This window comes from Paenirhodobacter hankyongi, from assembly GCF_003664585.1.
Lineage (GTDB): Bacteria > Pseudomonadota > Alphaproteobacteria > Rhodobacterales > Rhodobacteraceae > Rhodobacter > Rhodobacter hankyongi.
Map to the genome: position 1 here is coordinate 13899 of NZ_RCHI01000013.1, position 17598 is coordinate 31496.

Sequence of the window (17598 nt, forward strand, 5' to 3'; positions counted from 1 at the left end):
GGGCCGGGGACTTACCGCGAAAAGCGGATCGTCAGCGAGAAGGCATAGGCCGGCTCGCTCAGCCCCTTCGGCGCGGCCGGGAAGCGACCGGCGCGCCGCACCGCCTCGAGCGCTGCGGCATCGAGCGCGGCATTGCCTGACGAGGCCGCCAGCGCCACCGAGGCCAGATCGCCGCCCCGCGTCACGCTCAACCGCACCGTGACCGTGCCGCCCACGCGCCCCGCGGCCGAGGGATAGCGTTTCGCCCGCTCGATCCGGGCGCGGATCGTCGCGCCCCATTGCGCGCGCAGGTTGACGGCCTTGCCGGTGCCCGCAACCGTTTCCTGCGCCGTGCCATTGTTGCCGGCGATGCCACCGCCGCCCGAGCCTGCCGCGCGCTGCCCCGCCGAGTCATGCGTGGCCGTGGCGCGGGGCTTTGTCTTCGGGGGCGGTTCCGTCTTTCGCGCAGGGTTCGGTGCCTCGACCTTCGGAGGTGCGGGCGGCTCGGCCTCGGCTTTCGGCGCGGGCGGCGGCGTCAGATCCGGCGCGGGCAGGGGGGCGAGGGCCGGAAGCGCGACCTGCGGCACCCGGAACTCGGGCGGCGGCAGCGGGGTGGCCAGCGCCGCCGCAGGCACCTCGGGGGCGTCGAAGCGGGCGACCATCTCGGCCACATCGGCGCTGGCCGAAAGCAGGCTGATGCGCGCCTCGCCGCCGTCGCCCGCGCCCTCGAGCCCTGCGCTGCCGCCCGGCGACCAGCCGAAGACGGCGACATGGAGCGCAAGGGCAAGCCCGGTAAAGCCGGCGATCTCAAGGCCGGTGCGCGCGCTCATGGTGCCGCCTCGCTCACGATCAGCTCGACGCCTGCAAAGCCCGCCATGGCAAGGGCCGGGAGCAGCGCGGCCAGACGCGCGACCGGTGCGGCGGCATCGGCGCGCAGCAGGAGCCGCGGCGCCTCGGCGCAGTCGGCGCCCGCGCAACCGGGCCCACGCTCGGCGGCCAGAGCGGCCAGAAGCGGCGCGTCGGTCCCGGCGTCATCGCTTGTCAGCTCGCGAAAGCCAAGCCGCCCGGAGGCATCGAGATGCAGCGTCAGTTCGGCGCTCGCCTCGGCTCCCGCCTGCGCCTCGGGCGGGGTCACCGCAAAGGGTTCGGGCGGGGCGAGTTTGGCCGTGATCAGGAAGAAGATCAGCAGCAGGAAGACGACGTTGATCATCGGCAGCAGGTTCGCATCGCTGCCGCGCCGCTTCGGCGGGGAAAGGTCGATCGCCATCGGCTACTCCACCAGCACCAGCCGCGAGAAGCCCGCGGCCTCGAGGGTATCCATCACCGTGACCAGCGCCTGCAGCGCCGCGCCCTTGCCGCGCAGCACCACCGGCGCGGCCGGGTCGGGGCTGAGCGCGGTCAATGCCGGGGCCAGCTCGGGCGCGGTGATCAGGCGGCCGTTCAGGCGCAACCCACCGCTTGCGTCCAGCTCGACCAGACGCAGCACGGCCGGGGTCTCGCTGGCCGCGCCGGTGCCGGTCGCCAGCGGCAGCGTGCGGTCATTGCCAAAGCGCGAGGCGAGCATGAAGAAGACGAGGAGCAGGAACACCACGTCGATCATCGGCGTCAGGTTCGGGCGGCGCGCGCGCCGCGGTTCGGCGAAGCTCAGCATCATTCGGCCGCCTTGCACGTGGCCCGGGCGCTGTGGCGCGCGACGAAGACGCGGGTCGCGGCGTCTTCCAGGTCGTGGCGCAGCCGGTCGAGCACCGACTCGAACCAGGTCAGCGCGACCTGTGCCGGGATCGCCACCGCCATGCCGGCCGCGGTGGTCAGCAGCGCCTCCCAGATCCCGCCCGCCAACGTCGCCGGGTCGGCGTGGCTGCCCGCCTCCTGCAGCGCCTGGAAGGCCGAGATCATCCCGGTCACCGTGCCCAGAAGCCCCAGAAGCGGCCCGATCGTCGCGGCGAGTTCAAGCCCGCGCAGCCCGGCCTGGGCGCGGGCGAGAAGGGCGCGGGCGACGCGGGCGGTCTCGGCTTCCGCGTCCTCGTCGGTCAGCGCGGGATCGGCCGCGGCGACCATCGCCGCACGCACGAGCCGCGCGCGCAGCGAGCGGCGGCGGGTGAGGCTGTCGATCGCGGCCTGATGCGCGCCTCGCGTCCACAGCGCGATCGCCGCGGCGCTGTGGCTGCCGCCCGACCAGGCGCCGCAGGCGGCAAGCCGCCAGATCTTCCACAGGATCAGCGCCACCGTCACCACCGACAGCGCGGCAATCGCCGCCATTGCGGGGCCGCCCATCTCGACGAAGGCGCGGGCGCGCTCGAGGGCATCGGTCAGGTTGAACTCGGTCATCTCTTTCATCCTTGCGTCAGGCGATCACAGGTGGTGCAGCACGAGCGGGCGCCCGCCATGGCTGCCCACCCGGATCTCGGTGTCGTAAAGCGCCGACAGGCGGTCTTCGGTCAGCACCGCCGCGGGCGGGCCCTCGGCGATGACCCGGCCGGCCTTCATCGCCACCACATTGTCGGCCCAGGCGGCGGCGAAATTCAGATCGTGCAGCACGACGAGGATCGAGCCGCCGCCGTCGCGCAGCCGCGCCAGATGCGCCATCAGCGCGCGGGCATGGGCGAGGTCGAGGTTGTTCAGCGGCTCGTCGAGGATCAGCCAGGGCGTCTGCTGCGCGACCGCCATGGCGAGGTGTGCCCGCTGTGCCTGCCCGCCCGAGAGCGTGTCGAGAAAACGCCCGGCAAGCGGCGCAAGGTCGAAATCGTCCAGTGCGCGCGCGACCGCGGCGTGGTCCTCGGGGCCCGGGCGGCCATGACAATGCGGCCAGCGCCCGAAGGCCACCAGTTCGCGCACCCGCAGCCGCGAGGCAAGCGTGGTGTGCTGGCCCAGAAAGGCCAGCTCGCGCGCCAGCCGGCCGGTGCGGGTGGTGGCGACGTCGAGCCCGTTCACCGCCACGGTGCCGGCGGGCGGCGGCTCGATCCGCGCAATGAGGCGCGAGAGCGTCGACTTGCCCGCGCCATTCGGCCCGATCAGTGCGGTGATCCGGCCCGCGGGGATCGTCAGCGTGGCGGGGGCGAGGATCTCGGTGCCGCGGATCGCGTGGCGCAGCCCGGAAATCTCGATGCCGGTGGCTGTCATCGGATCCGTCCTTTCAGAAGCAGGGCGAGGAAGAAGATCCCGCCTGCGCATTCGATCACCACGCTCAGCGTGGCGCGCAGCCCAAGCAGGCGCTCGAAGGCCCATTGCCCGCCGATGAGCAGCGTCGCGGCAAGGGCAGCCGCGGTCAGCAGCAGAACGCGGTGCCGCGCGCCCGGGGCGAGCGCATGGGCGAGGCCTGCGACGATCAGCCCGAAGAAGGCGACGGGGCCGACAAGCGCGGTCGAGACCGCGGTGAGCAGGGCGACGAGGGCGAGGGTGATCAGCACCATTGCGCGATGCGGCAGGCCCAGTGGCACCGCCCGCTCGCGGCCGAGCGCCAGCAGGTCGAACCCCGGCCCGAGCGCCAGCGCCAGCGCCATCGCCGGCAGCGCCACTGCCGCCGCCCAGCCGAGTGTCCCCGCCGCCGGGCGGCCGAAATCGGCAAAGCTCGCGGCCTGCACCACGGCATGGGCGTTCGGGTCGAGCATCCGCGCGACCAGCGTCGCGCCCGAGCGGAACAGGATGCCCAGCACCACGCCGGTCAGGATCGTGCGGCCGATCGCATCGGGCGCGGCGCGGCCCAGAAGCGCGCCGAACAGCGCCACGGCGACGGCGGTCATCAACAGGGTCTCGGCCGCGAACTTGGCGCCGGCGGGCAGCATCGCGAAGCCCACCGTGCCAAGGGTCGCAACCGCAAGGCTTTGAATAAGCAGGTAAAGCGCGTCAAAGCCCATGATCGCCGGGGTCAGGATGCGGTTTTGCGCCACGGTCTGGAACAGCACCGTCGCCATGCCCACCGAAGCCGCGACAAGGGCAAGCGCCGCGAGTTTCGCCGCCCGCAGGCCAAGGACGAAGCGCGTGTTGCCCGGGCCGAGGCCCTGGAACAGCCACAGCGCCACGGCCAGCGCCAGCAGCAGCGCGATGACGAGGGCGGTTCTAGGACGCATCGCGCGGCCTCCACCACAGCATCGCAAGAAAGCCCGCCGCGCCGGTGACGCCAAGGATCGTGCCCGCCGGGATCTCGTAGGGGTGGATCAGGAGCCGGCCGATCAGGTCGGAGCCCAGCACCATGATCGCGCCGCCCATGGCCACGACCGGCAGCGAGGCGCGCAGATTGTCGCCCATCACCCGGCTGACGAGGTTCGGCACGATCAGGCCGACGAAGGGCACCATGCCGACGGTGACCACGACCATCGCGGTGACCAGCGCGACGACGCCAAGGCCAAGCCGCACCACGGTGCGCGGATGCAGGCCAAGGGCGGTGGCGGCCTCGGGGCCAAGGGCGAGGATGGCGAAGCGGTCGGCGGCGAACCAGGCGAGTGCTGCCGCCGCGCCGGCGATCCACAGCAGTTCATAGCGCCCCGCGATCACCCCCGAGAACTCGCCTGACATCAGCCAGACCGAGACATATTGCATCAGATCCGTCTGCCAGCCGATGAAGGTGACGCCCGCGCCGATCACGCCCGACAGGACGATCCCGGTGAGCGGCACGAGGAAGATCTCGCGCGGGGGGAGGCGGCGGATCAGTGCGGCGAGCAGCACCGCACCGGCCAGCGCCGACAGCGCCGCGACGCCCATCTTCGCCCAGATCGGTGCGTGCGGGGCGAGGATGGTGACGGCCAGCAGGCCGGCGGCGGCGGCCTCGGGCGTGCCGGCGGTGGCGGGTTCGACGAAGCGGTTGCGCAGGATCTGCTGCATCACCACCCCCGCGACGGCAAGCGCCGCGCCGGTCAGGATCGCGGCGAGCGTGCGCGGGATCCGCGACACGCTCAGCACCAGCGCCGCCATCGGATCGCCGGGAGCGATCCGGGCGGCGCCGGTGGCGAGGCTTGCCGCGACCAGAAGCGCAAGCGCCCCCGAGGCGAGGATCCAGAGCCGGCGCGGCGACATGCTCACCCCTCGAGCGCCGCGGTCATCTGCGCGAGGGTGCGGCTCAGCGCGGTATAGCCACCGCCCGAGATGTAGAGCTTGGAGGCGTCGAGATAGACCACGTGGCCGGCCTTCGCGGCCCTGGTGCCGTTCACCAGCGGGTTGTCGAGTGTCTCGCGCGCCGAGGCGCCCTCGGCCCCGACGGCGGCGCCGCGGTCGACCACGATCAGCCAGTCGGGGTTCACCTCGGCGATGAATTCGAAGGAGATCGCATCGCCATGCACCTCCGGGCTGAGGCCCGGGCGCGCCTCGGGCAGGCCGATCAGGTCATGCAGCCAGCCAAAGCGCGAGCCTCGGCCATAGGCCGAGATCTTCGGCCCGTTGGTCAGCACGATCAGCGCATTGCCCTTGCCTTTCGCGGCGGCCTGCGCAGCGGCGATCTGCGCATCCAGCGCGGCGCCGAGCTCGGCCGCCTTCGCCTCGCGCCAGAAGAGCGTGCCATAGGCCGCCAGCCGCGCCTTGGCGTCGCCCGCCACATCGGGCGAGATCGTCATGTCGATGGTCGGCGCGAGCTGCGCCACCGCGTCGAACTTCGGCGCCGAGCGGCCGCCGACCACGATCAGGTCGGGAACGAGGGCGGAAAGCGCCTCAAGGTCGGGCTCGAACAGCGTGCCGATCGGCGTCGCGCCTTTCTCGGCCGCGGCGAGGTCGGGATCATAGAGCTTTTCCGGCACGCCCACCGGCGTCACGCCAAGCGCCAGCAGGGTGTCGATCGCCGCCGCGTCATAGGCCGCGACGCGGGCCGGGCTGGCCGCAAGGGTGACCGGACCGCGGGCTGTGGCGATCTCGACCTCGCCCGCAGGGGCGGTTGCGGCGGTTGCGGCGACAAGGGCGAAGGCGCCCGCGAATGCAGCGAGTTTCATCGGAAATCTCCTGTCTGGTGATCTGCGCGTGGCTGGCACTGGCTTCGCGGCGGGGTAGAGGTAGCCCCTTGCGGCGGATTTGGCCAGAGGATAGTTTACAGAAAAAATCAGGATTGATCGATGCTCGTGACGACCGCCCGCATGACGACCCCGCATGGCGCGAAATACATCGCCCAGCTGTGCAAGCATTTCGCCCACAAGGTGGAGGCGGAATGGACCGAGACCTCGGGCCGCGCCGCCCTGCCCACCGGCCCGGCCGAGATGGTGGCCGATGCCGAGGGCGTCAGCTTCCGGCTCGTGGCCGAGGACGCCAAGGCGATGATCCAGGCGCGGTTCGTCATCGACTCGCATCTTGTGACCTTCGCGCATCGCGAGGCTTTCCACGGTCTCGACTGGGCTGTGGAGGCGGGCTGAAGGGAGGCGGGCTGAGGCCCGCCGTGTCAGCGCCACAGGAAACCCGCCGCGCGGGCAAGGAAGGCGGGCACGGAGCTGCCGTGGCTTGCGCCGTCGACGATCTCGGCCTGGGTGCCAAGCCGCGTGGCCATCGCCTCGGCCCGGCCGGCCATGTCGCGCGCGCGCAGCCGGTCGACCCGCTCGGGCGGAGTGCCGGCAGCCGCGGCGGCCTCGGGGAATTCCAGCGCACCGAGGGTGACGAGAACCTTCGGCGCCCCGGCCTGCGGAGGAGGTGTGCGCAGGAACCAGTCCGGATCGGTCCAGATCGACGGGCTGCCCGCCGCGATATGTGAAAACAGCTCGGGGTGCGTCAGCCCGGCGCGCAGCGCGAAGGCGCCGCCGAAGGAATGGCCGAGGATCATCCGGTGCGCCGGGTCGACCGGCAGCGCCGCCTCGATCCGCGGCACGATGGTGTCGGTGAGCAGCGCCAGCGTCGCCGCGGCGTTGCTGCCGACGAGATCCGGGCCGCGCCGCGGTAGGTCGATCAGGTCGGGCACCGGCCAGCCAAGCGCCACCACCACCGTCGGGCCGCGGGGCGCATCGCCGCCTTGCAGCCGCAGCGTGTCGCGCAGCGTGCCGAAGGTCCAGCCGGCATCGATCGCATAGATCACGCCATAGCCCGAGGGCGGTGGCGGGGCCGTGGGGGCCGAGACCAGCACCCGCAGCACGCCCGCGGGCCCCGCGACGTCGAACTGGGCAGAGCGTTCCAGCGTGACCGGGCTTCCAAGCCCGGCCAGCGCCATCTCGGCGTGGGGCGTGGCGTCTCCGGCGGGCAGGTTCCGGGCGGGCAGATCCTGTGCAAGCGCCTCCCCACCCGCGAGGGTGGAGAGGCCCAGGACCAGACTGGCGAAGGGGGTCATCAGAACCGCTTCGTCAGCGCGAGCGAGACGGTGCGCGGCTCGCCGCGGAAGTTGAACACCGTGGTCGAGCCAACGCGGCTGTAATAGGCCTTGTCGAAGAGGTTCGCGACGGTCAGCCGCAGCTCTGCATCGCCCGGCAGCTGCCGCGCCGCCGAGACGTCGACGACCCCGTAGCCCGGCGCCTTGATCCCGCGCGAGGAGAAGCTCGACATTGCGCGCAGCCGGGTGCCGAAGCTCCAGCCCTCGAGCGCGCCCTCGGTCACGTCGTATTCGAGCGCGATCTTGAACAGGTGGTCGGGGGTATAGGTCGAGTAATCCTCGCCCTCGCTCGGGCCCGACAGGTATTCGGTGTCGGAATAGGTGTAGCCGCCCGACAGATGCAGGTTGCGCCCGATCTCGCCCGCGGCTTCCAGCTCGACGCCTTGCACACGGACCTTCTCGCCGGCGACAGAATAGGTCTCGCCGGTGACGGCGATCGGCCGGTTGACCTGTTCAAGCCGGTAGAGCGCGGCGGAAAGGTTGATGCCGCTCGCCAGTTCCGATTTCACCCCGATCTCGTACTGCTTGCCCTCGAGCGGGTCGAGCAGCTTGCCCGCGGCGTCGGTCACGCTTTGCGGCGCGAAGATCTCGGAATAGCTGGCGTAAAGCGTGGTGTCGGGGCTGATGTCCCAGGTGGCGCCGGCGAAGGGGGTGAGGTGGCTGCTCACCTGGCTGCGCGCGGGCACGCCCGCGGTGGTGACGGTGCTGTCATACCAGGAGAAGCGCGCGCCGCCGATCAGGGTCAGCGCCGAGACCGGCTTCACCCGCATCTGGGCATAGACGCCCTTGCTGATCGTGTCGGTGCGGGTCGGGGTGCCGTAGGTCACGCTCGGATCGGCGATCGAGGACACGTCCCAGTCGTCGAGATCGAAGCTGCCGGTGATCCGGCCCGAGGCGGCGTAGAGCGTCGAATTCGTCTTCTGGTAATCGGCGCCGAGGATCGTCGTTGCCTGCCAGCTGCCGAGGGTGAAGGGCAGCTCGGCATGGGCGTCGAGGGCGAGCGAATCCTGGGTGAACTTGCGCGAGATCCAGGCAAGTTGCGAGATCACATTGTCGGCGTCGGCGGTGCCGCTGGCATAGGCGTATTTGAAGTCGGCCGTCTGGTGCGACTGGCGCAGGCTGAACTTCAGCCGCCCGCCGCCCGCCAGCCGGTGCTCGACCGCGGCAATCGCGTCGGTGACCGAATTCTCGAAATGGTTCCAGTCGGCGGCGGTGGTGGCCGAGGGATCGATCCAGATCAGCGAGCCGTCGGCATAGGTCGGCAGGCCGTTGAACGGGTCGATGTCGCGCTCCATGTGGTTGAGCGAGAGCGTCACCGTGGTGTCGGGCGTCGCGTCCCAGGCGAGGGTGCCGTAATAGTCGGTGACGCCGTTCGTCTGCTTGTCGACGAAGCCGTCGCCCCGGGCATAGGCCACCACGGCGCGGCCGCGCAGCGTGCCCGAGGCGTTCAGCCTGCCGCCGACGTCGCCCTCGATCCGGGTCTGGCCGTTGTCGTCGACGGTGGTGGTGACGTAGCCGCCCGGATCGGTGCGGTTCGCCTGCTTCAGCCGCATGTTGACCGAGCCCGCGGGCGAGCCGGTGCCGATGAAGAGACCCGAGGGGCCCTTCAGGATCTCGACATGGTCGATGATCGCCAGATCGGGCTGGGTGCCGTAGATCGAGCTGACCGGCGCCGGCAGACCGTCGTAATAGAGGTAGTCGAACTCGAACCCGCGCGAGAACAGCGACGAGCGGCCGGTGTCGTTGTTCAGCACCAGGATGCCCGCGGTGTCCTCGAGCGCGGTCTCGAGCGCGGTATAGCCGCCGTCCTCGATCTGCTTGCGGGTGATGACGGTGGTCGACTGCGGCACCTCGCGCGGTGTCATCGCGGCCTTCTCGCCGACCGAGATCAGCCCGGAGCGATAGCTGTCGCTGCCCTCGGTCTGATAGCTTGCGCCCTCGACGGTGATGTCCTCGAGCGCATAGGTGTCCTCGGCCCAGGCCCGGGGCGCACAAAGCGCCGTCGAGACCAGCAGGGCCACGCGCAGCTGCCGTTTCATCGTTTTGCCATCCCTTCGGTTCTTGAAACTTGAGTATTTTAGTAGTCCTTTAGGCGCGCCAAGACCGCTCCGCCATCGGCGAACCTTCGCGAGAGAGCCAGAAGTCTTGCGCAGACGTTCAATTTCGGAGGCGGAACCGATGCAGGACCTGATCCGGCTGGGGGAGATCGCGGCGCCGGTGCGCCGCGCCGGGCGCGATTTCGGCGCCACGATTCGCGATGACCGGGTGGCGCTGCGCGGCCTGCGCGAGGCGCATGCCCTGCCCGCGGGGCCCGAGACGCACAGTCTTGACGCGATTGCCGAGACCGATTTCGAAACCCGGGTGACGCGGCCGGCGGGGCTGGTGCTGCATCTGGTTTTCGACGGGCAGGTGACGGCCACGATCGGCGGCGCGCCGATGGCGGTGGCACGCGCGCCGGGCGCGCCGGTGCAGCTGGTGCATTCGGCGACGGCGCGGCCCTTGCCCTTCGTGCGCCGCGCCCGCCGGGGCGAGCGGCTGCGCAAGGTCACCGTCTCGGTCGGCTGGGACTGGCTCGAGGCGCGCGGCATCGGCCGCGAGGCGCTGCTCGGCGGGCGCGAGCTGGTGCAGGGCGCGCGGGCCGCGACGCCCGAGGAGGCGGCGCTCGGCGAGCGTCTGGTGGCGCTGGATGCCGGCGGCGGTGCGACGGCGCTTGCGCGCGAGGCGCTGGTGCTGGCGCTGTTGTCGCGCTGTGTCGAGCATCTGGCACAGGGCCCGGCGCTGCGCCCCGAGGAGGCCGAGCGGCTGGCCCGGATGGAGGCCTGTGCGCTGACTCCCGGGCCGGTGCCGGATCTGGCCGAGATCGCCCGGGCGGGTTCGATGAGCCTGTCCTCGGCGCAGCGGCTGTTTCACCGCGCCCATGGCGTGCCGGCCCGCGCCCGCATCCGCGAGCTGCGCCTGTGCCGCGCGCATGAGGCACTGTGCCGGGGGGAAAGTGTCGCCGCAGCGGCGCATCTGGCGGGGTTCCTCTCGGCAGAGAGCTTTGCCACCGCCTTCCGGCGCCGCTTCGGCCTGACGCCCTCGGCGCTGCATGCGCGAGGCGCGCGCTGAGCGCAGCAAAAAGGCCGGCGTCGGAACGCCGGCCTTGTGTACGAGTGGGCGCGGGGCTCAGCCCTTGCGGGTGGCGGTCAGCGCGATCTGCACGCCGACATTGAAGCCCACCGTCGCCTCGTCGGGATAGCTTGCCCCCATGCCGAAGGCGCGCCGGTCGAGCGTGGTCTCGCCGGTCATCGTCGCGGTGTCGCCGGCGATTGCCAGGGTGAAGGGCAGCACCACCGGCACCTCGGTGCCGCGCAGGGTGAGGGTGCCGGTCGCGGTATGGGCCGTGCCCTCGGTGCGGGTGATCGCGGCGGTGAAGGTGGCGGTCGGATGGGTCGCGGTGTCGAAGAAATCGGCGCCCTTCGCCTGATCGCTGACCGAGCCGAGCACCAGCGTCGTGGTGTCGATCGTCACGGTCACGGTGCCGGTGCCGGTCGCCTCGTCATAGGCGATGTCGGCGGTCCAGTTCGGCAGGCTGCCGCTGACCTCGGCGCCCATCTGCTTCACGGTGAAGCCCAGCGTGCCCTGCGTCACCTGCCAGTTGCCGGCAGTGCTGGCGGCCGGCGTCGCGGCGGGGGCAGGCGCGGTCGTGGCGACCTCGGCGGGGGCGGCGCCGTCCTCGGCCGGCGGCGGCACCAGCAGCGCAACCGAGATCACCGCGGCCCAGACCACGATGGCGAGCAGCGGTGCAAGCGCCGAATGATCGGCCACACCCGGGCCCGCCGCGGTGCCGCGCGTCATCCGCGCGAGCGTCGCATCGCGGTCGATCACCACATGCTTCAGCGCGCCGAGGATATGCAGCGCAACCGCGGCATAGAGCACCAGCGCCGAGAGCTTGTGCACGCCCTCGGCGGCATGGGCGACGGCATCCGACTGCGGCACGAAGGGCAGGGTCTGGCCGAAGGGCCACAGGATCGGCGCAAAGCCCGCCTGCGCGGCATGGCTGATCCAGCCCGAGGCGGGCATCACCAGCATCGCGCCGTAAAGCGCCCAGTGCACCAGTTCGGCGCCGAAGGTCTCGAGCCGGCGCTCGGGGTGCAGCGGCGTGGGGCGGGGCTGCACCAGCGCCCACAGGATGCGGGCGAGCGCGGTGAAGAAGGCCGCGACGCCGATCGTCTTGTGCGCGGAATAGAGCGTCTTCAGCGTGTCGATCGTCTCGGCGCTGCGCGGCAGGCTTTCGCCATAGAGGCCGAGTGCGACGGCGCTGAGGATCAGCAGTGCGACGAGCCAGTGGAAGGCGCGGGCAGGCGTGCCGTAGGACGTGGGGGTGTTGGAAAGCATCGAAGGCCTCGGGCCGTTGTTCGGGAGGGGCGCAGGATAGCCGCTTGCGCGGCTGCCGGCCACGCGGGTGGGTGCACAGCGGGTGTGCGCAGGAGTTGCCCCGGCGGCAGGGCCGGGCTAGAGGTGGACAAATTCGGATACGGAGGATGGCATGAGCCGAGCATTTGTTTTCCCGGGGCAGGGCGCGCAGGCGATCGGCATGGGGCGGGCGCTGGCCGAGGCATGGCCGGCGGCGGCCGCGGTCTTCGAGGAGGTCGACGCGGCGCTTGGCGAGAAGCTGAGCGCGCTGATCTGGGAGGGCGACATCGAGACGCTGACGCTGACCGCGAATGCGCAGCCGGCGCTGATGGCGACCTCGATGGCGGCGCTGCGCGCGCTCGAGGCCGAGGGCTTCGCGGTGACCGATGCGGCCTTTGTCGCGGGGCACAGCCTCGGCGAATATTCGGCGCTCTGCGCGGCGGGCAGCCTGAGCATCACCGACACGGCGAAGCTGCTGCGGGTGCGCGGCGAGGCGATGCAATCGGCGGTGCCGGTGGGTGTCGGTGCGATGGCGGCGCTCCTCGGCCTTGATTTCGAGACCGCGACGGCGGTCGCCGCCGAGGCGGCGCAGGGCGAGGTCTGTCAGGCCGCGAATGACAACGACCCGGCGCAGGTCGTGGTTTCGGGCGCGAAGGCCGCGGTCGAACGCGCGGTCGAGATCGCCAAGGCGAAGGGCGCGAAGCGGGCGCTGATGCTGCCGGTCTCCGCCCCCTTCCATTGCGCGCTGATGCAGCCCGCGGCCGAGCGTATGGCCGAGGCGCTTGCGGGCGTCGCGATCCAGGCGCCCGTGGTGCCGGTCGTCGCGAACGTGGTCGCCCATGCCGTCACCGACCCCGAGGAGATCCGCAGGCTTCTGGTGGCGCAGGTCACCGGTTCGGTGCGCTGGCGCGAGAGCGTGCAGTGGATGGTCGGTCAGGGCGTGACCGAGTTCTGGGAGATCGGCGCGGGCAAGGCGCTGTCGGGGATGATCAAGCGCATCGCCAAGGAGACCACCCAGGCGGCCGTGGGTACGCCCGAGGACATCGCCAAGCTGAAGGGCTGAGCCCGGCGGCGGCAGGATGGGAAGGGGCGGGGGACCGCCCCTTTTTCATGTCCGCCGACAGGAGGCGCGCGGGTGCTCCCGGCGCCGCGGCGCGTGCCGGGGGAGAGGTGCGGTGTCCTCCTTCGGGTGGGACCATTCGCGCAGCACTGCGGCGCACAGGATGGTCAGCACGAGCAGGGTCAGCAGCGCGAGGCCGCCGCCGAAGCTGAGAATGCTGTCGTAAATCGAGCTGCCCGCAGGTTCCGTGCGGGCGGTCGGAGTAATGAAATTCATCTATCTGCCACTTTGTGAAATCAGTGTCGTCGTGTTCAATGCCGAGACGGTCGCAGCCAAAGACGGCATCATTATGACAGAGATTGCGGCCGTGCTGCGGCGGACGCGACGGCTGGCGGGGCGGGCGGAACGCTGTTAAGGAGACGCGACGGCAATCCGAGGGGAAAGCGATGTTTGATCTGACGGGGAAATCGGCGCTGGTGACGGGCGCTTCGGGCGGCATTGGCGGGGCGATCGCGAAGGCGCTGCATGGCGCGGGGGCGAAGGTCGCGCTGTCGGGGACGCGGGTCGAACCGCTCGAGGCGCTGGCTGCCGAGCTGGGCGAGGGCGCCTATGTCTGCCCGGCGAACCTCTCTGACGCGGACTCGGTCGAGGCGCTGCCGAAGGCGGCGGTGGCGGCCATGGGCTCGCTCGATATCCTGGTGAACAACGCCGGCATCACCCGCGACAACCTGTTCATGCGGATGTCGGACGAGGAATGGCAGTCGGTGCTTGACGTCAACCTGACCTCGGCCTTCCGGCTGATGCGCGGCAGCCTGCGCGGCATGATGAAGGCCCGCTGGGGCCGGATCATCTCGGTCTCGTCGATCGTCGGCGCGACCGGCAACCCCGGGCAGGGCAACTATGCCGCCGCCAAGGCCGGCCTTGTCGGCATGTCGAAGAGCCTCGCCTATGAGGTCGCGAGCCGCGGTATCACGGTGAACTGCGTCGCCCCGGGCTTCATCGCGACGGCGATGACCGACAAGCTGAACGACGAGCAGAAGGGCAAGATTCTTGGCCAGATCCCGGCCGGCCGCATGGGCTCTGCCGAGGAAATCGCCGCAGCGGTGCTTTATCTGGCAAGTCCGGAAGCGGGCTATGTCACCGGCGCCACGCTGCACGTCAACGGCGGCATGGCGATGATCTGACGCGCCGCCCGCGCTTGCGAAACGGCTTGCCTTGAGGCATGACTGTGCTATAGGCGCGGGGGAACAGGTCAGGGCCTTTGCCCTGGGCTTTCAGCCCCCGGCCGGGGGCGCCAAGCCGCTCTTGCGAGCACGGAATACGGGACGGGCCAAGGCCCTCAAACTGAGGAAAAGACATGAGCGACATCGCTGATCGCGTGAAGAAGATCGTCGTGGAACACCTGGGCGTCGAAGAGGACAAGGTCACCGAGACCGCCTCGTTCATCGACGATCTGGGCGCTGACAGCCTCGACACCGTCGAGCTGGTGATGGCCTTCGAAGAAGAGTTCGGCATCGAGATCCCGGACGACGCCGCGGAAACGATCCAGACCTTCGGCGACGCGGTGAAATTCATCTCGGAAGCCGTCTGATCCTTCCGGTCAGACTTTCCTGAGCGGCGCCCCCTTGCGGGCGCCGTTTTTCGTTTCCGGAGGGGGGAATGCGGGTCTTCGTCGCGATCATGCTGCCCGAAGAGGTGACGGCGCGCCTTGGCGCGCTGCAAGACGAGCTCGGCTGCGGCCGGCCCGTCGCCGAGGAGAACCTGCACCTGACGCTCGCCTTCGCGGGCGAGATCGACGGCCGCGAGGCGGCCGAGCTGGATGCGGCGCTCGAGACGATCCGGCTGCCGGGGTTCCGGCTCGCCCCGGCCGGGATCAGCGTTTTCGGCCCGGCCGAGCGGCCCGAGGCGGTGGTCGTGGGGCTGCGCCCCGAGCCCGGACTTGACGCGCTGGTGCGCGCGGTTGCGGGCGCGGCGCGGGCGGCGGGGCTGGTGCTGCCGCGGCGGCGGTTCCGCGCGCATGTGACGCTTTCGCGCTTCGGGCGCGATTTCGGGGCGCTTGACGCCGGCCGGCTGGGCCGCTTCCTGCAGGCGCGGGGCGATCTGGCGCTCAATCCCTTCGAGGTGACGGGCTTTTCGATGATCCGTTCGCACCTGCGCGCCGAGGGGCCGATCTACGAGGAACTGGCGGCCTATCCGCTCGATTTTCCAGGGGCTTTGCCGCAGCGCGGCGGTGCTTGACGTTGCACGGTTCGACCGGCCCGTGTATCAGGGCCCGAACGAGCAATACTCTGAGAGGTCGAGCATGCGTCGCGTTGTCGTCACGGGTCTGGGTATGGTCACGCCGCTGGCCTGCGGGGTCGAAGAGACCTGGTCGCGGCTGATTGCCGGACAATCTGGGGCCGGGCCGATCACCCGTTTCGACGCGAGCGGTGTGACGACGAAATACGCCTGCGAGATCCCGCGCGGCGACGGCACCAATGGCACGTTCAATCCCGACGACTGGATGGCGCCGAAGGATCAGCGCAAGGTCGATGAGTTCATCCTTTACGCGATGGCCGCGGCCGATCAGGCGGTGAAGGATGCCGGCTGGCAGCCCGAGGACGAGGAGAGCCGCGAACGCACCGGCGTGATGATCGGCTCGGGCATCGGCGGGCTGTCGACGATTGCCGAGACCGCGGTGCTGATCAAGGAGAAGGGCGCGAAGCGGGTGAGCCCGTTCTTCATTCCCGCCTCGCTGATCAACCTCGCCTCGGGGCAGGTCTCGATCCGCTATGGCTTCAAGGGGCCGAACCATTCGGTGGTGACGGCCTGCGCGACCGGCGCCCACGCGATCGGCGACGCGGCGCGGCTGATCATGCTCGGCGATGCCGACGTGATGGTTGCGGGCGGCGCGGAAAGCCCGATCTCGGAGATCGGCATCGCCGGCTTCAACGCCTGCAAGGCGCTGTCGACCGCGGCCGAGGACCCGGTGAAGGCCTCGCGTCCCTGGGATACGGATCGCGACGGCTTCGTCATGGGCGAGGGCGCGGGTGTCGTCGTGCTGGAGGAATACGAGCACGCCAAGGCGCGCGGCGCGAAGATCTATGCCGAGGTGCTGGGCTATGGCCTGTCGGGCGATGCCTATCACATCACCGCGCCGGCCTCGGATGGGGACGGCGGATATCGCGCGATGAAGGCCGCGGTGGCGCGGGCGGGGATCTCGCCCGGGGATATCGACTACATCAACGCGCATGGCACCTCGACCATGGCCGACACGATCGAGCTGGGCGCGGTCGAGCGCTTCCTCGGCAATGCCGCGGCGACGGCGACGATGAGCTCGACCAAATCGGCGATCGGCCACCTTCTGGGCGCGGCCGGCGCGGTCGAGGCGATCTTCTGCATCCTGGCGATCCGCGACCAGGTGGCGCCGCCGACGCTGAACCTTGAGAACCCGGCCGCCGAGGCGACGATCGACCTGGCGCCGAAGGTGGCGGTGAAGCGCAAGATCGACGTGGCGCTGTCGAACAGCTTCGGCTTTGGCGGCACCAACGCGAGCCTCATCGTCGGCAAGGTTCGCGCCTGATGTGGCGGCATGTCGTCTCGAACTTCCTGACGGTGCTGATCGTGCTGCTGGTGGCGCTTGGCGGCCTCGTCGCCTGGGCGCAGAAGCAGTACGAGGCGCCGGGGCCGCTGGCCCAGGCGGTCTGCCTGAAGGTCGAGCCGGGCGCGAGCTTTGCGCGGGTGTCGGAAGACCTGCGGGCGAAGGGCGCGATCTCGTCGGCCTATATCTTCCGTGCCGGGGCGGATTACGCGAAGAAGAGCGGCGATCTGAAGTTCGGCTCCTACCTGATCGAACCGGGCGCGACGATGCGGGGCATCGTCGAGCAGGTGACCTCGGGCGGGCCGTCGACCTGTGGCACCGAGCTGAACTATCGCGTCGGGGTGACCGGTCAGCAGATGATCCTGCGCGAGCTTGACCCGGCGACGGGCGATTATGTCGAGCAGGCGAAGTTCGACCCGAAGACCGAGACCGCGCCCGAAGGCTTTGCCGAGGCCGCGGGCAAGGCCGATGTGCGGCTGCGGGTGACCGTGGCCGAGGGCGCGACCAGCTGGCAGATCGTCGAGGCGCTGAAATCGGCCGATTTCCTGCAGGGCGAGATCAAGGCGGTGCCGGCCGAGGGCAGCCTTGCGCCCGAAAGCTATGACCTGAAGCGCGGCTCGGACCGTGGGGCGCTGATCGCCGAAATGGAAAAGCGCCAGGCGGCGATCCTGGCCGCGGCCTGGGAGGGGCGCGCCTCGGGCCTGCCCTATTCGACCCCCGAGGAGGCGCTGGTGATGGCCTCGCTCGTCGAGAAGGAGACGGGCATCGCCGAGGAGCGCACGCGCGTGGCGAGCGTCTTCGTCAACCGCATCGAGCAGGGGATGAAGCTGCAGACCGACCCGGCGGTGATCTATGGTGTGACCAAGGGGCAGGGCGTTCTGGGCCGGGGGCTGCGGCAAAGCGAGCTGCGCCGCGAGACGCCCTACAACACCTATGTCGTGGCGGGCCTGCCGCCGACGCCGATCTGCAACCCCGGTCGCGCGGCGATCGAGGCGGCGCTGCATCCCGATTCGACGCCCTACCTGTTCTTCGTGGCCGATGGCAGCGGCGGGCATGTGTTTGCCGAGACGCTCGAGGAGCACAACCGCAATGTCGCGAAGTGGCGTGCGCTGGAAAAGGCGGCGCCGGCGGACAGCACAAATAACTGATCTTTCAGCGAAACCCCCGGTTCTTCCGGGGGTTTCCTTTTGCCTGCCGGGCACAACCCTGGATTTAGCGATTGACTTTGCGAACGCTCTAAGGTAGAGATTTCTCATGCTAGGAGAAGTGGGCAAGCGCCGCGGGAAACCGTCGGCGCTTTTTCATTTCGCTCGTGCGGAT

At 70.4% G+C, this 17598-nt stretch carries 21 protein-coding genes; 9 read left to right on the forward strand and 12 right to left on the reverse strand.

The genetic code is table 11. The annotated features are described in order from the left end of the window. Nucleotides 1-11 precede the first annotated feature (11 nt). The 8 genes from DYS74_RS13060 to DYS74_RS13095 are packed head-to-tail and all read right to left on the reverse strand — an operon-like array spanning nucleotide 12 to nucleotide 5891. Nucleotides 12-809, reverse strand: coding sequence for an energy transducer TonB family protein (locus DYS74_RS13060; protein WP_121534134.1), 798 nt, complete (start codon nucleotides 807-809; stop codon nucleotides 12-14). Beyond that, nucleotides 806-1246, reverse strand: a complete 441-nt coding sequence (locus DYS74_RS13065; RefSeq protein WP_121534135.1) for an ExbD/TolR family protein — start codon at nucleotides 1244-1246, stop codon at nucleotides 806-808. Before DYS74_RS13065 ends, DYS74_RS13060 begins: the two co-directional genes overlap by 4 nt. Nucleotides 1247-1249: 3 nt before the next feature. Continuing rightward, a complete protein-coding gene (locus DYS74_RS13070; RefSeq protein WP_121534136.1) occupies nucleotides 1250-1633 on the reverse strand; it encodes an ExbD/TolR family protein in 384 nt (127 codons plus the stop codon). Further along, the gene (locus DYS74_RS13075; protein ID WP_245965281.1) at nucleotides 1630-2307 is read right to left on the reverse strand and encodes a MotA/TolQ/ExbB proton channel family protein; all 678 of its coding nucleotides are present in this window, start codon (nucleotides 2305-2307) and stop codon (nucleotides 1630-1632) included. Before DYS74_RS13075 ends, DYS74_RS13070 begins: the two co-directional genes overlap by 4 nt. A 24-nt stretch (nucleotides 2308-2331) precedes the next feature. Continuing rightward, on the reverse strand, nucleotides 2332-3099 hold the full coding sequence (locus tag DYS74_RS13080; RefSeq protein WP_121534138.1) for an iron ABC transporter ATP-binding protein: 768 nt from the start codon (nucleotides 3097-3099) through the stop codon (nucleotides 2332-2334). Beyond that, a complete protein-coding gene (locus DYS74_RS13085; protein WP_121534139.1) occupies nucleotides 3096-4046 on the reverse strand; it encodes an iron chelate uptake ABC transporter family permease subunit in 951 nt (316 codons plus the stop codon). Before DYS74_RS13085 ends, DYS74_RS13080 begins: the two co-directional genes overlap by 4 nt. Then, a complete protein-coding gene (locus DYS74_RS13090) occupies nucleotides 4036-4989 on the reverse strand; it encodes an ABC transporter permease (protein ID WP_121534140.1) in 954 nt (317 codons plus the stop codon). Before DYS74_RS13090 ends, DYS74_RS13085 begins: the two co-directional genes overlap by 11 nt. A gap of 2 nt (nucleotides 4990-4991) precedes the next feature. Next, entirely contained in the window at nucleotides 4992-5891 is a 900-nt protein-coding gene (locus DYS74_RS13095) for a siderophore ABC transporter substrate-binding protein (protein ID WP_121534141.1), read from the reverse strand. A gap of 120 nt (nucleotides 5892-6011) precedes the next feature. Here DYS74_RS13095 and DYS74_RS13100 point away from each other — a divergent pair, with 120 nt between their 5' ends. Then, nucleotides 6012-6305, forward strand: coding sequence for a DUF2218 domain-containing protein (locus DYS74_RS13100; protein WP_121534142.1), 294 nt, complete (start codon nucleotides 6012-6014; stop codon nucleotides 6303-6305). A gap of 26 nt (nucleotides 6306-6331) precedes the next feature. Here the strand turns inward: DYS74_RS13100 and DYS74_RS13105 are convergent, their stop codons facing one another. Further along, the gene (locus tag DYS74_RS13105; protein ID WP_245965282.1) at nucleotides 6332-7204 is read right to left on the reverse strand and encodes an alpha/beta hydrolase; all 873 of its coding nucleotides are present in this window, start codon (nucleotides 7202-7204) and stop codon (nucleotides 6332-6334) included. Beyond that, the gene (locus tag DYS74_RS13110; protein WP_121534143.1) at nucleotides 7204-9282 is read right to left on the reverse strand and encodes a TonB-dependent siderophore receptor; all 2079 of its coding nucleotides are present in this window, start codon (nucleotides 9280-9282) and stop codon (nucleotides 7204-7206) included. The genes DYS74_RS13105 and DYS74_RS13110 overlap by 1 nt, the downstream gene beginning before the upstream one ends. A gap of 139 nt (nucleotides 9283-9421) precedes the next feature. Here DYS74_RS13110 and DYS74_RS13115 point away from each other — a divergent pair, with 139 nt between their 5' ends. Continuing rightward, nucleotides 9422-10351 carry a helix-turn-helix transcriptional regulator gene (locus DYS74_RS13115; RefSeq protein WP_121534144.1) on the forward strand — a complete coding sequence of 310 codons (930 nt, stop codon included), beginning with the start codon at nucleotides 9422-9424 and terminating at the stop codon, nucleotides 10349-10351. 57 nt (nucleotides 10352-10408) lie between these two features. Here DYS74_RS13115 and DYS74_RS13120 read toward each other — a convergent pair whose 3' ends face one another. Then, nucleotides 10409-11620 carry a cytochrome b/b6 domain-containing protein gene (locus DYS74_RS13120; RefSeq protein ID WP_121534145.1) on the reverse strand — a complete coding sequence of 404 codons (1212 nt, stop codon included), beginning with the start codon at nucleotides 11618-11620 and terminating at the stop codon, nucleotides 10409-10411. A gap of 151 nt (nucleotides 11621-11771) precedes the next feature. On the opposite strand from DYS74_RS13120, the gene fabD reads away from it, so the two are divergent. Next, nucleotides 11772-12701 (forward strand): ACP S-malonyltransferase, encoded by a 930-nt coding sequence (gene fabD / locus DYS74_RS13125; RefSeq protein ID WP_121534146.1) that lies wholly within the window; start codon nucleotides 11772-11774, stop codon nucleotides 12699-12701. A gap of 45 nt (nucleotides 12702-12746) precedes the next feature. Here the strand turns inward: fabD and DYS74_RS13130 are convergent, their stop codons facing one another. Beyond that, nucleotides 12747-12974 carry a hypothetical protein gene (locus DYS74_RS13130; protein ID WP_121534147.1) on the reverse strand — a complete coding sequence of 76 codons (228 nt, stop codon included), beginning with the start codon at nucleotides 12972-12974 and terminating at the stop codon, nucleotides 12747-12749. On the opposite strand from DYS74_RS13130, the gene DYS74_RS18685 reads away from it, so the two are divergent. From DYS74_RS18685 to mltG, 6 genes are all read left to right on the forward strand, one after another. Further along, on the forward strand, nucleotides 12964-13113 hold the full coding sequence (locus DYS74_RS18685; RefSeq protein ID WP_183077529.1) for a hypothetical protein: 150 nt from the start codon (nucleotides 12964-12966) through the stop codon (nucleotides 13111-13113). The genes DYS74_RS13130 and DYS74_RS18685 overlap by 11 nt on opposite strands. Before the next feature lie 31 nt (nucleotides 13114-13144). Continuing rightward, on the forward strand, nucleotides 13145-13882 hold the full coding sequence (gene fabG, locus DYS74_RS13135) for a 3-oxoacyl-[acyl-carrier-protein] reductase (RefSeq protein ID WP_121534148.1): 738 nt from the start codon (nucleotides 13145-13147) through the stop codon (nucleotides 13880-13882). A gap of 173 nt (nucleotides 13883-14055) precedes the next feature. Next, nucleotides 14056-14289 (forward strand): acyl carrier protein, encoded by a 234-nt coding sequence (locus DYS74_RS13140; protein ID WP_068765186.1) that lies wholly within the window; start codon nucleotides 14056-14058, stop codon nucleotides 14287-14289. A gap of 68 nt (nucleotides 14290-14357) precedes the next feature. Further along, entirely contained in the window at nucleotides 14358-14936 is a 579-nt protein-coding gene (thpR, locus tag DYS74_RS13145) for an RNA 2',3'-cyclic phosphodiesterase (protein ID WP_121534149.1), read from the forward strand. Between the two features lie 64 nt (nucleotides 14937-15000). Continuing rightward, nucleotides 15001-16260, forward strand: coding sequence for a beta-ketoacyl-ACP synthase II (fabF, locus tag DYS74_RS13150; RefSeq protein WP_121534150.1), 1260 nt, complete (start codon nucleotides 15001-15003; stop codon nucleotides 16258-16260). Beyond that, on the forward strand, nucleotides 16260-17426 hold the full coding sequence (gene mltG / locus DYS74_RS13155; RefSeq protein ID WP_121534151.1) for an endolytic transglycosylase MltG: 1167 nt from the start codon (nucleotides 16260-16262) through the stop codon (nucleotides 17424-17426). The genes fabF and mltG overlap by 1 nt, the downstream gene beginning before the upstream one ends. Nucleotides 17427-17598 lie beyond the last annotated feature (172 nt).

Bases quoted from the DNA above. Each gene is read 5' to 3' on its own strand.
- DYS74_RS13060 (WP_121534134.1), bottom strand. From the start codon at position 809: ATGAGCGCGCGCACCGGCCTTGAGATCGCCGGCTTTACCGGGCTTGCC.
- DYS74_RS13065 (WP_121534135.1), bottom strand. From the start codon at position 1,246: ATGGCGATCGACCTTTCCCCGCCGAAGCGGCGCGGCAGCGATGCGAAC.
- DYS74_RS13070 (WP_121534136.1), bottom strand. From the start codon at position 1,633: ATGATGCTGAGCTTCGCCGAACCGCGGCGCGCGCGCCGCCCGAACCTG.
- DYS74_RS13075 (WP_245965281.1), bottom strand. From the start codon at position 2,307: ATGACCGAGTTCAACCTGACCGATGCCCTCGAGCGCGCCCGCGCCTTC.
- DYS74_RS13080 (WP_121534138.1), bottom strand. From the start codon at position 3,099: ATGACAGCCACCGGCATCGAGATTTCCGGGCTGCGCCACGCGATCCGC.
- DYS74_RS13085 (WP_121534139.1), bottom strand. From the start codon at position 4,046: ATGCGTCCTAGAACCGCCCTCGTCATCGCGCTGCTGCTGGCGCTGGCC.
- DYS74_RS13090 (WP_121534140.1), bottom strand. From the start codon at position 4,989: ATGTCGCCGCGCCGGCTCTGGATCCTCGCCTCGGGGGCGCTTGCGCTT.
- DYS74_RS13095 (WP_121534141.1), bottom strand. From the start codon at position 5,891: ATGAAACTCGCTGCATTCGCGGGCGCCTTCGCCCTTGTCGCCGCAACC.
- DYS74_RS13100 (WP_121534142.1), top strand. From the start codon at position 6,012: ATGCTCGTGACGACCGCCCGCATGACGACCCCGCATGGCGCGAAATAC.
- DYS74_RS13105 (WP_245965282.1), bottom strand. From the start codon at position 7,204: ATGACCCCCTTCGCCAGTCTGGTCCTGGGCCTCTCCACCCTCGCGGGT.
- DYS74_RS13110 (WP_121534143.1), bottom strand. From the start codon at position 9,282: ATGAAACGGCAGCTGCGCGTGGCCCTGCTGGTCTCGACGGCGCTTTGT.
- DYS74_RS13115 (WP_121534144.1), top strand. From the start codon at position 9,422: ATGCAGGACCTGATCCGGCTGGGGGAGATCGCGGCGCCGGTGCGCCGC.
- DYS74_RS13120 (WP_121534145.1), bottom strand. From the start codon at position 11,620: ATGCTTTCCAACACCCCCACGTCCTACGGCACGCCTGCCCGCGCCTTC.
- fabD (WP_121534146.1), top strand. From the start codon at position 11,772: ATGAGCCGAGCATTTGTTTTCCCGGGGCAGGGCGCGCAGGCGATCGGC.
- DYS74_RS18685 (WP_183077529.1), top strand. From the start codon at position 12,964: ATGAAATTCATCTATCTGCCACTTTGTGAAATCAGTGTCGTCGTGTTC.
- DYS74_RS13130 (WP_121534147.1), bottom strand. From the start codon at position 12,974: ATGAATTTCATTACTCCGACCGCCCGCACGGAACCTGCGGGCAGCTCG.
- fabG (WP_121534148.1), top strand. From the start codon at position 13,145: ATGTTTGATCTGACGGGGAAATCGGCGCTGGTGACGGGCGCTTCGGGC.
- DYS74_RS13140 (WP_068765186.1), top strand. From the start codon at position 14,056: ATGAGCGACATCGCTGATCGCGTGAAGAAGATCGTCGTGGAACACCTG.
- thpR (WP_121534149.1), top strand. From the start codon at position 14,358: ATGCGGGTCTTCGTCGCGATCATGCTGCCCGAAGAGGTGACGGCGCGC.
- fabF (WP_121534150.1), top strand. From the start codon at position 15,001: ATGCGTCGCGTTGTCGTCACGGGTCTGGGTATGGTCACGCCGCTGGCC.
- mltG (WP_121534151.1), top strand. From the start codon at position 16,260: ATGTGGCGGCATGTCGTCTCGAACTTCCTGACGGTGCTGATCGTGCTG.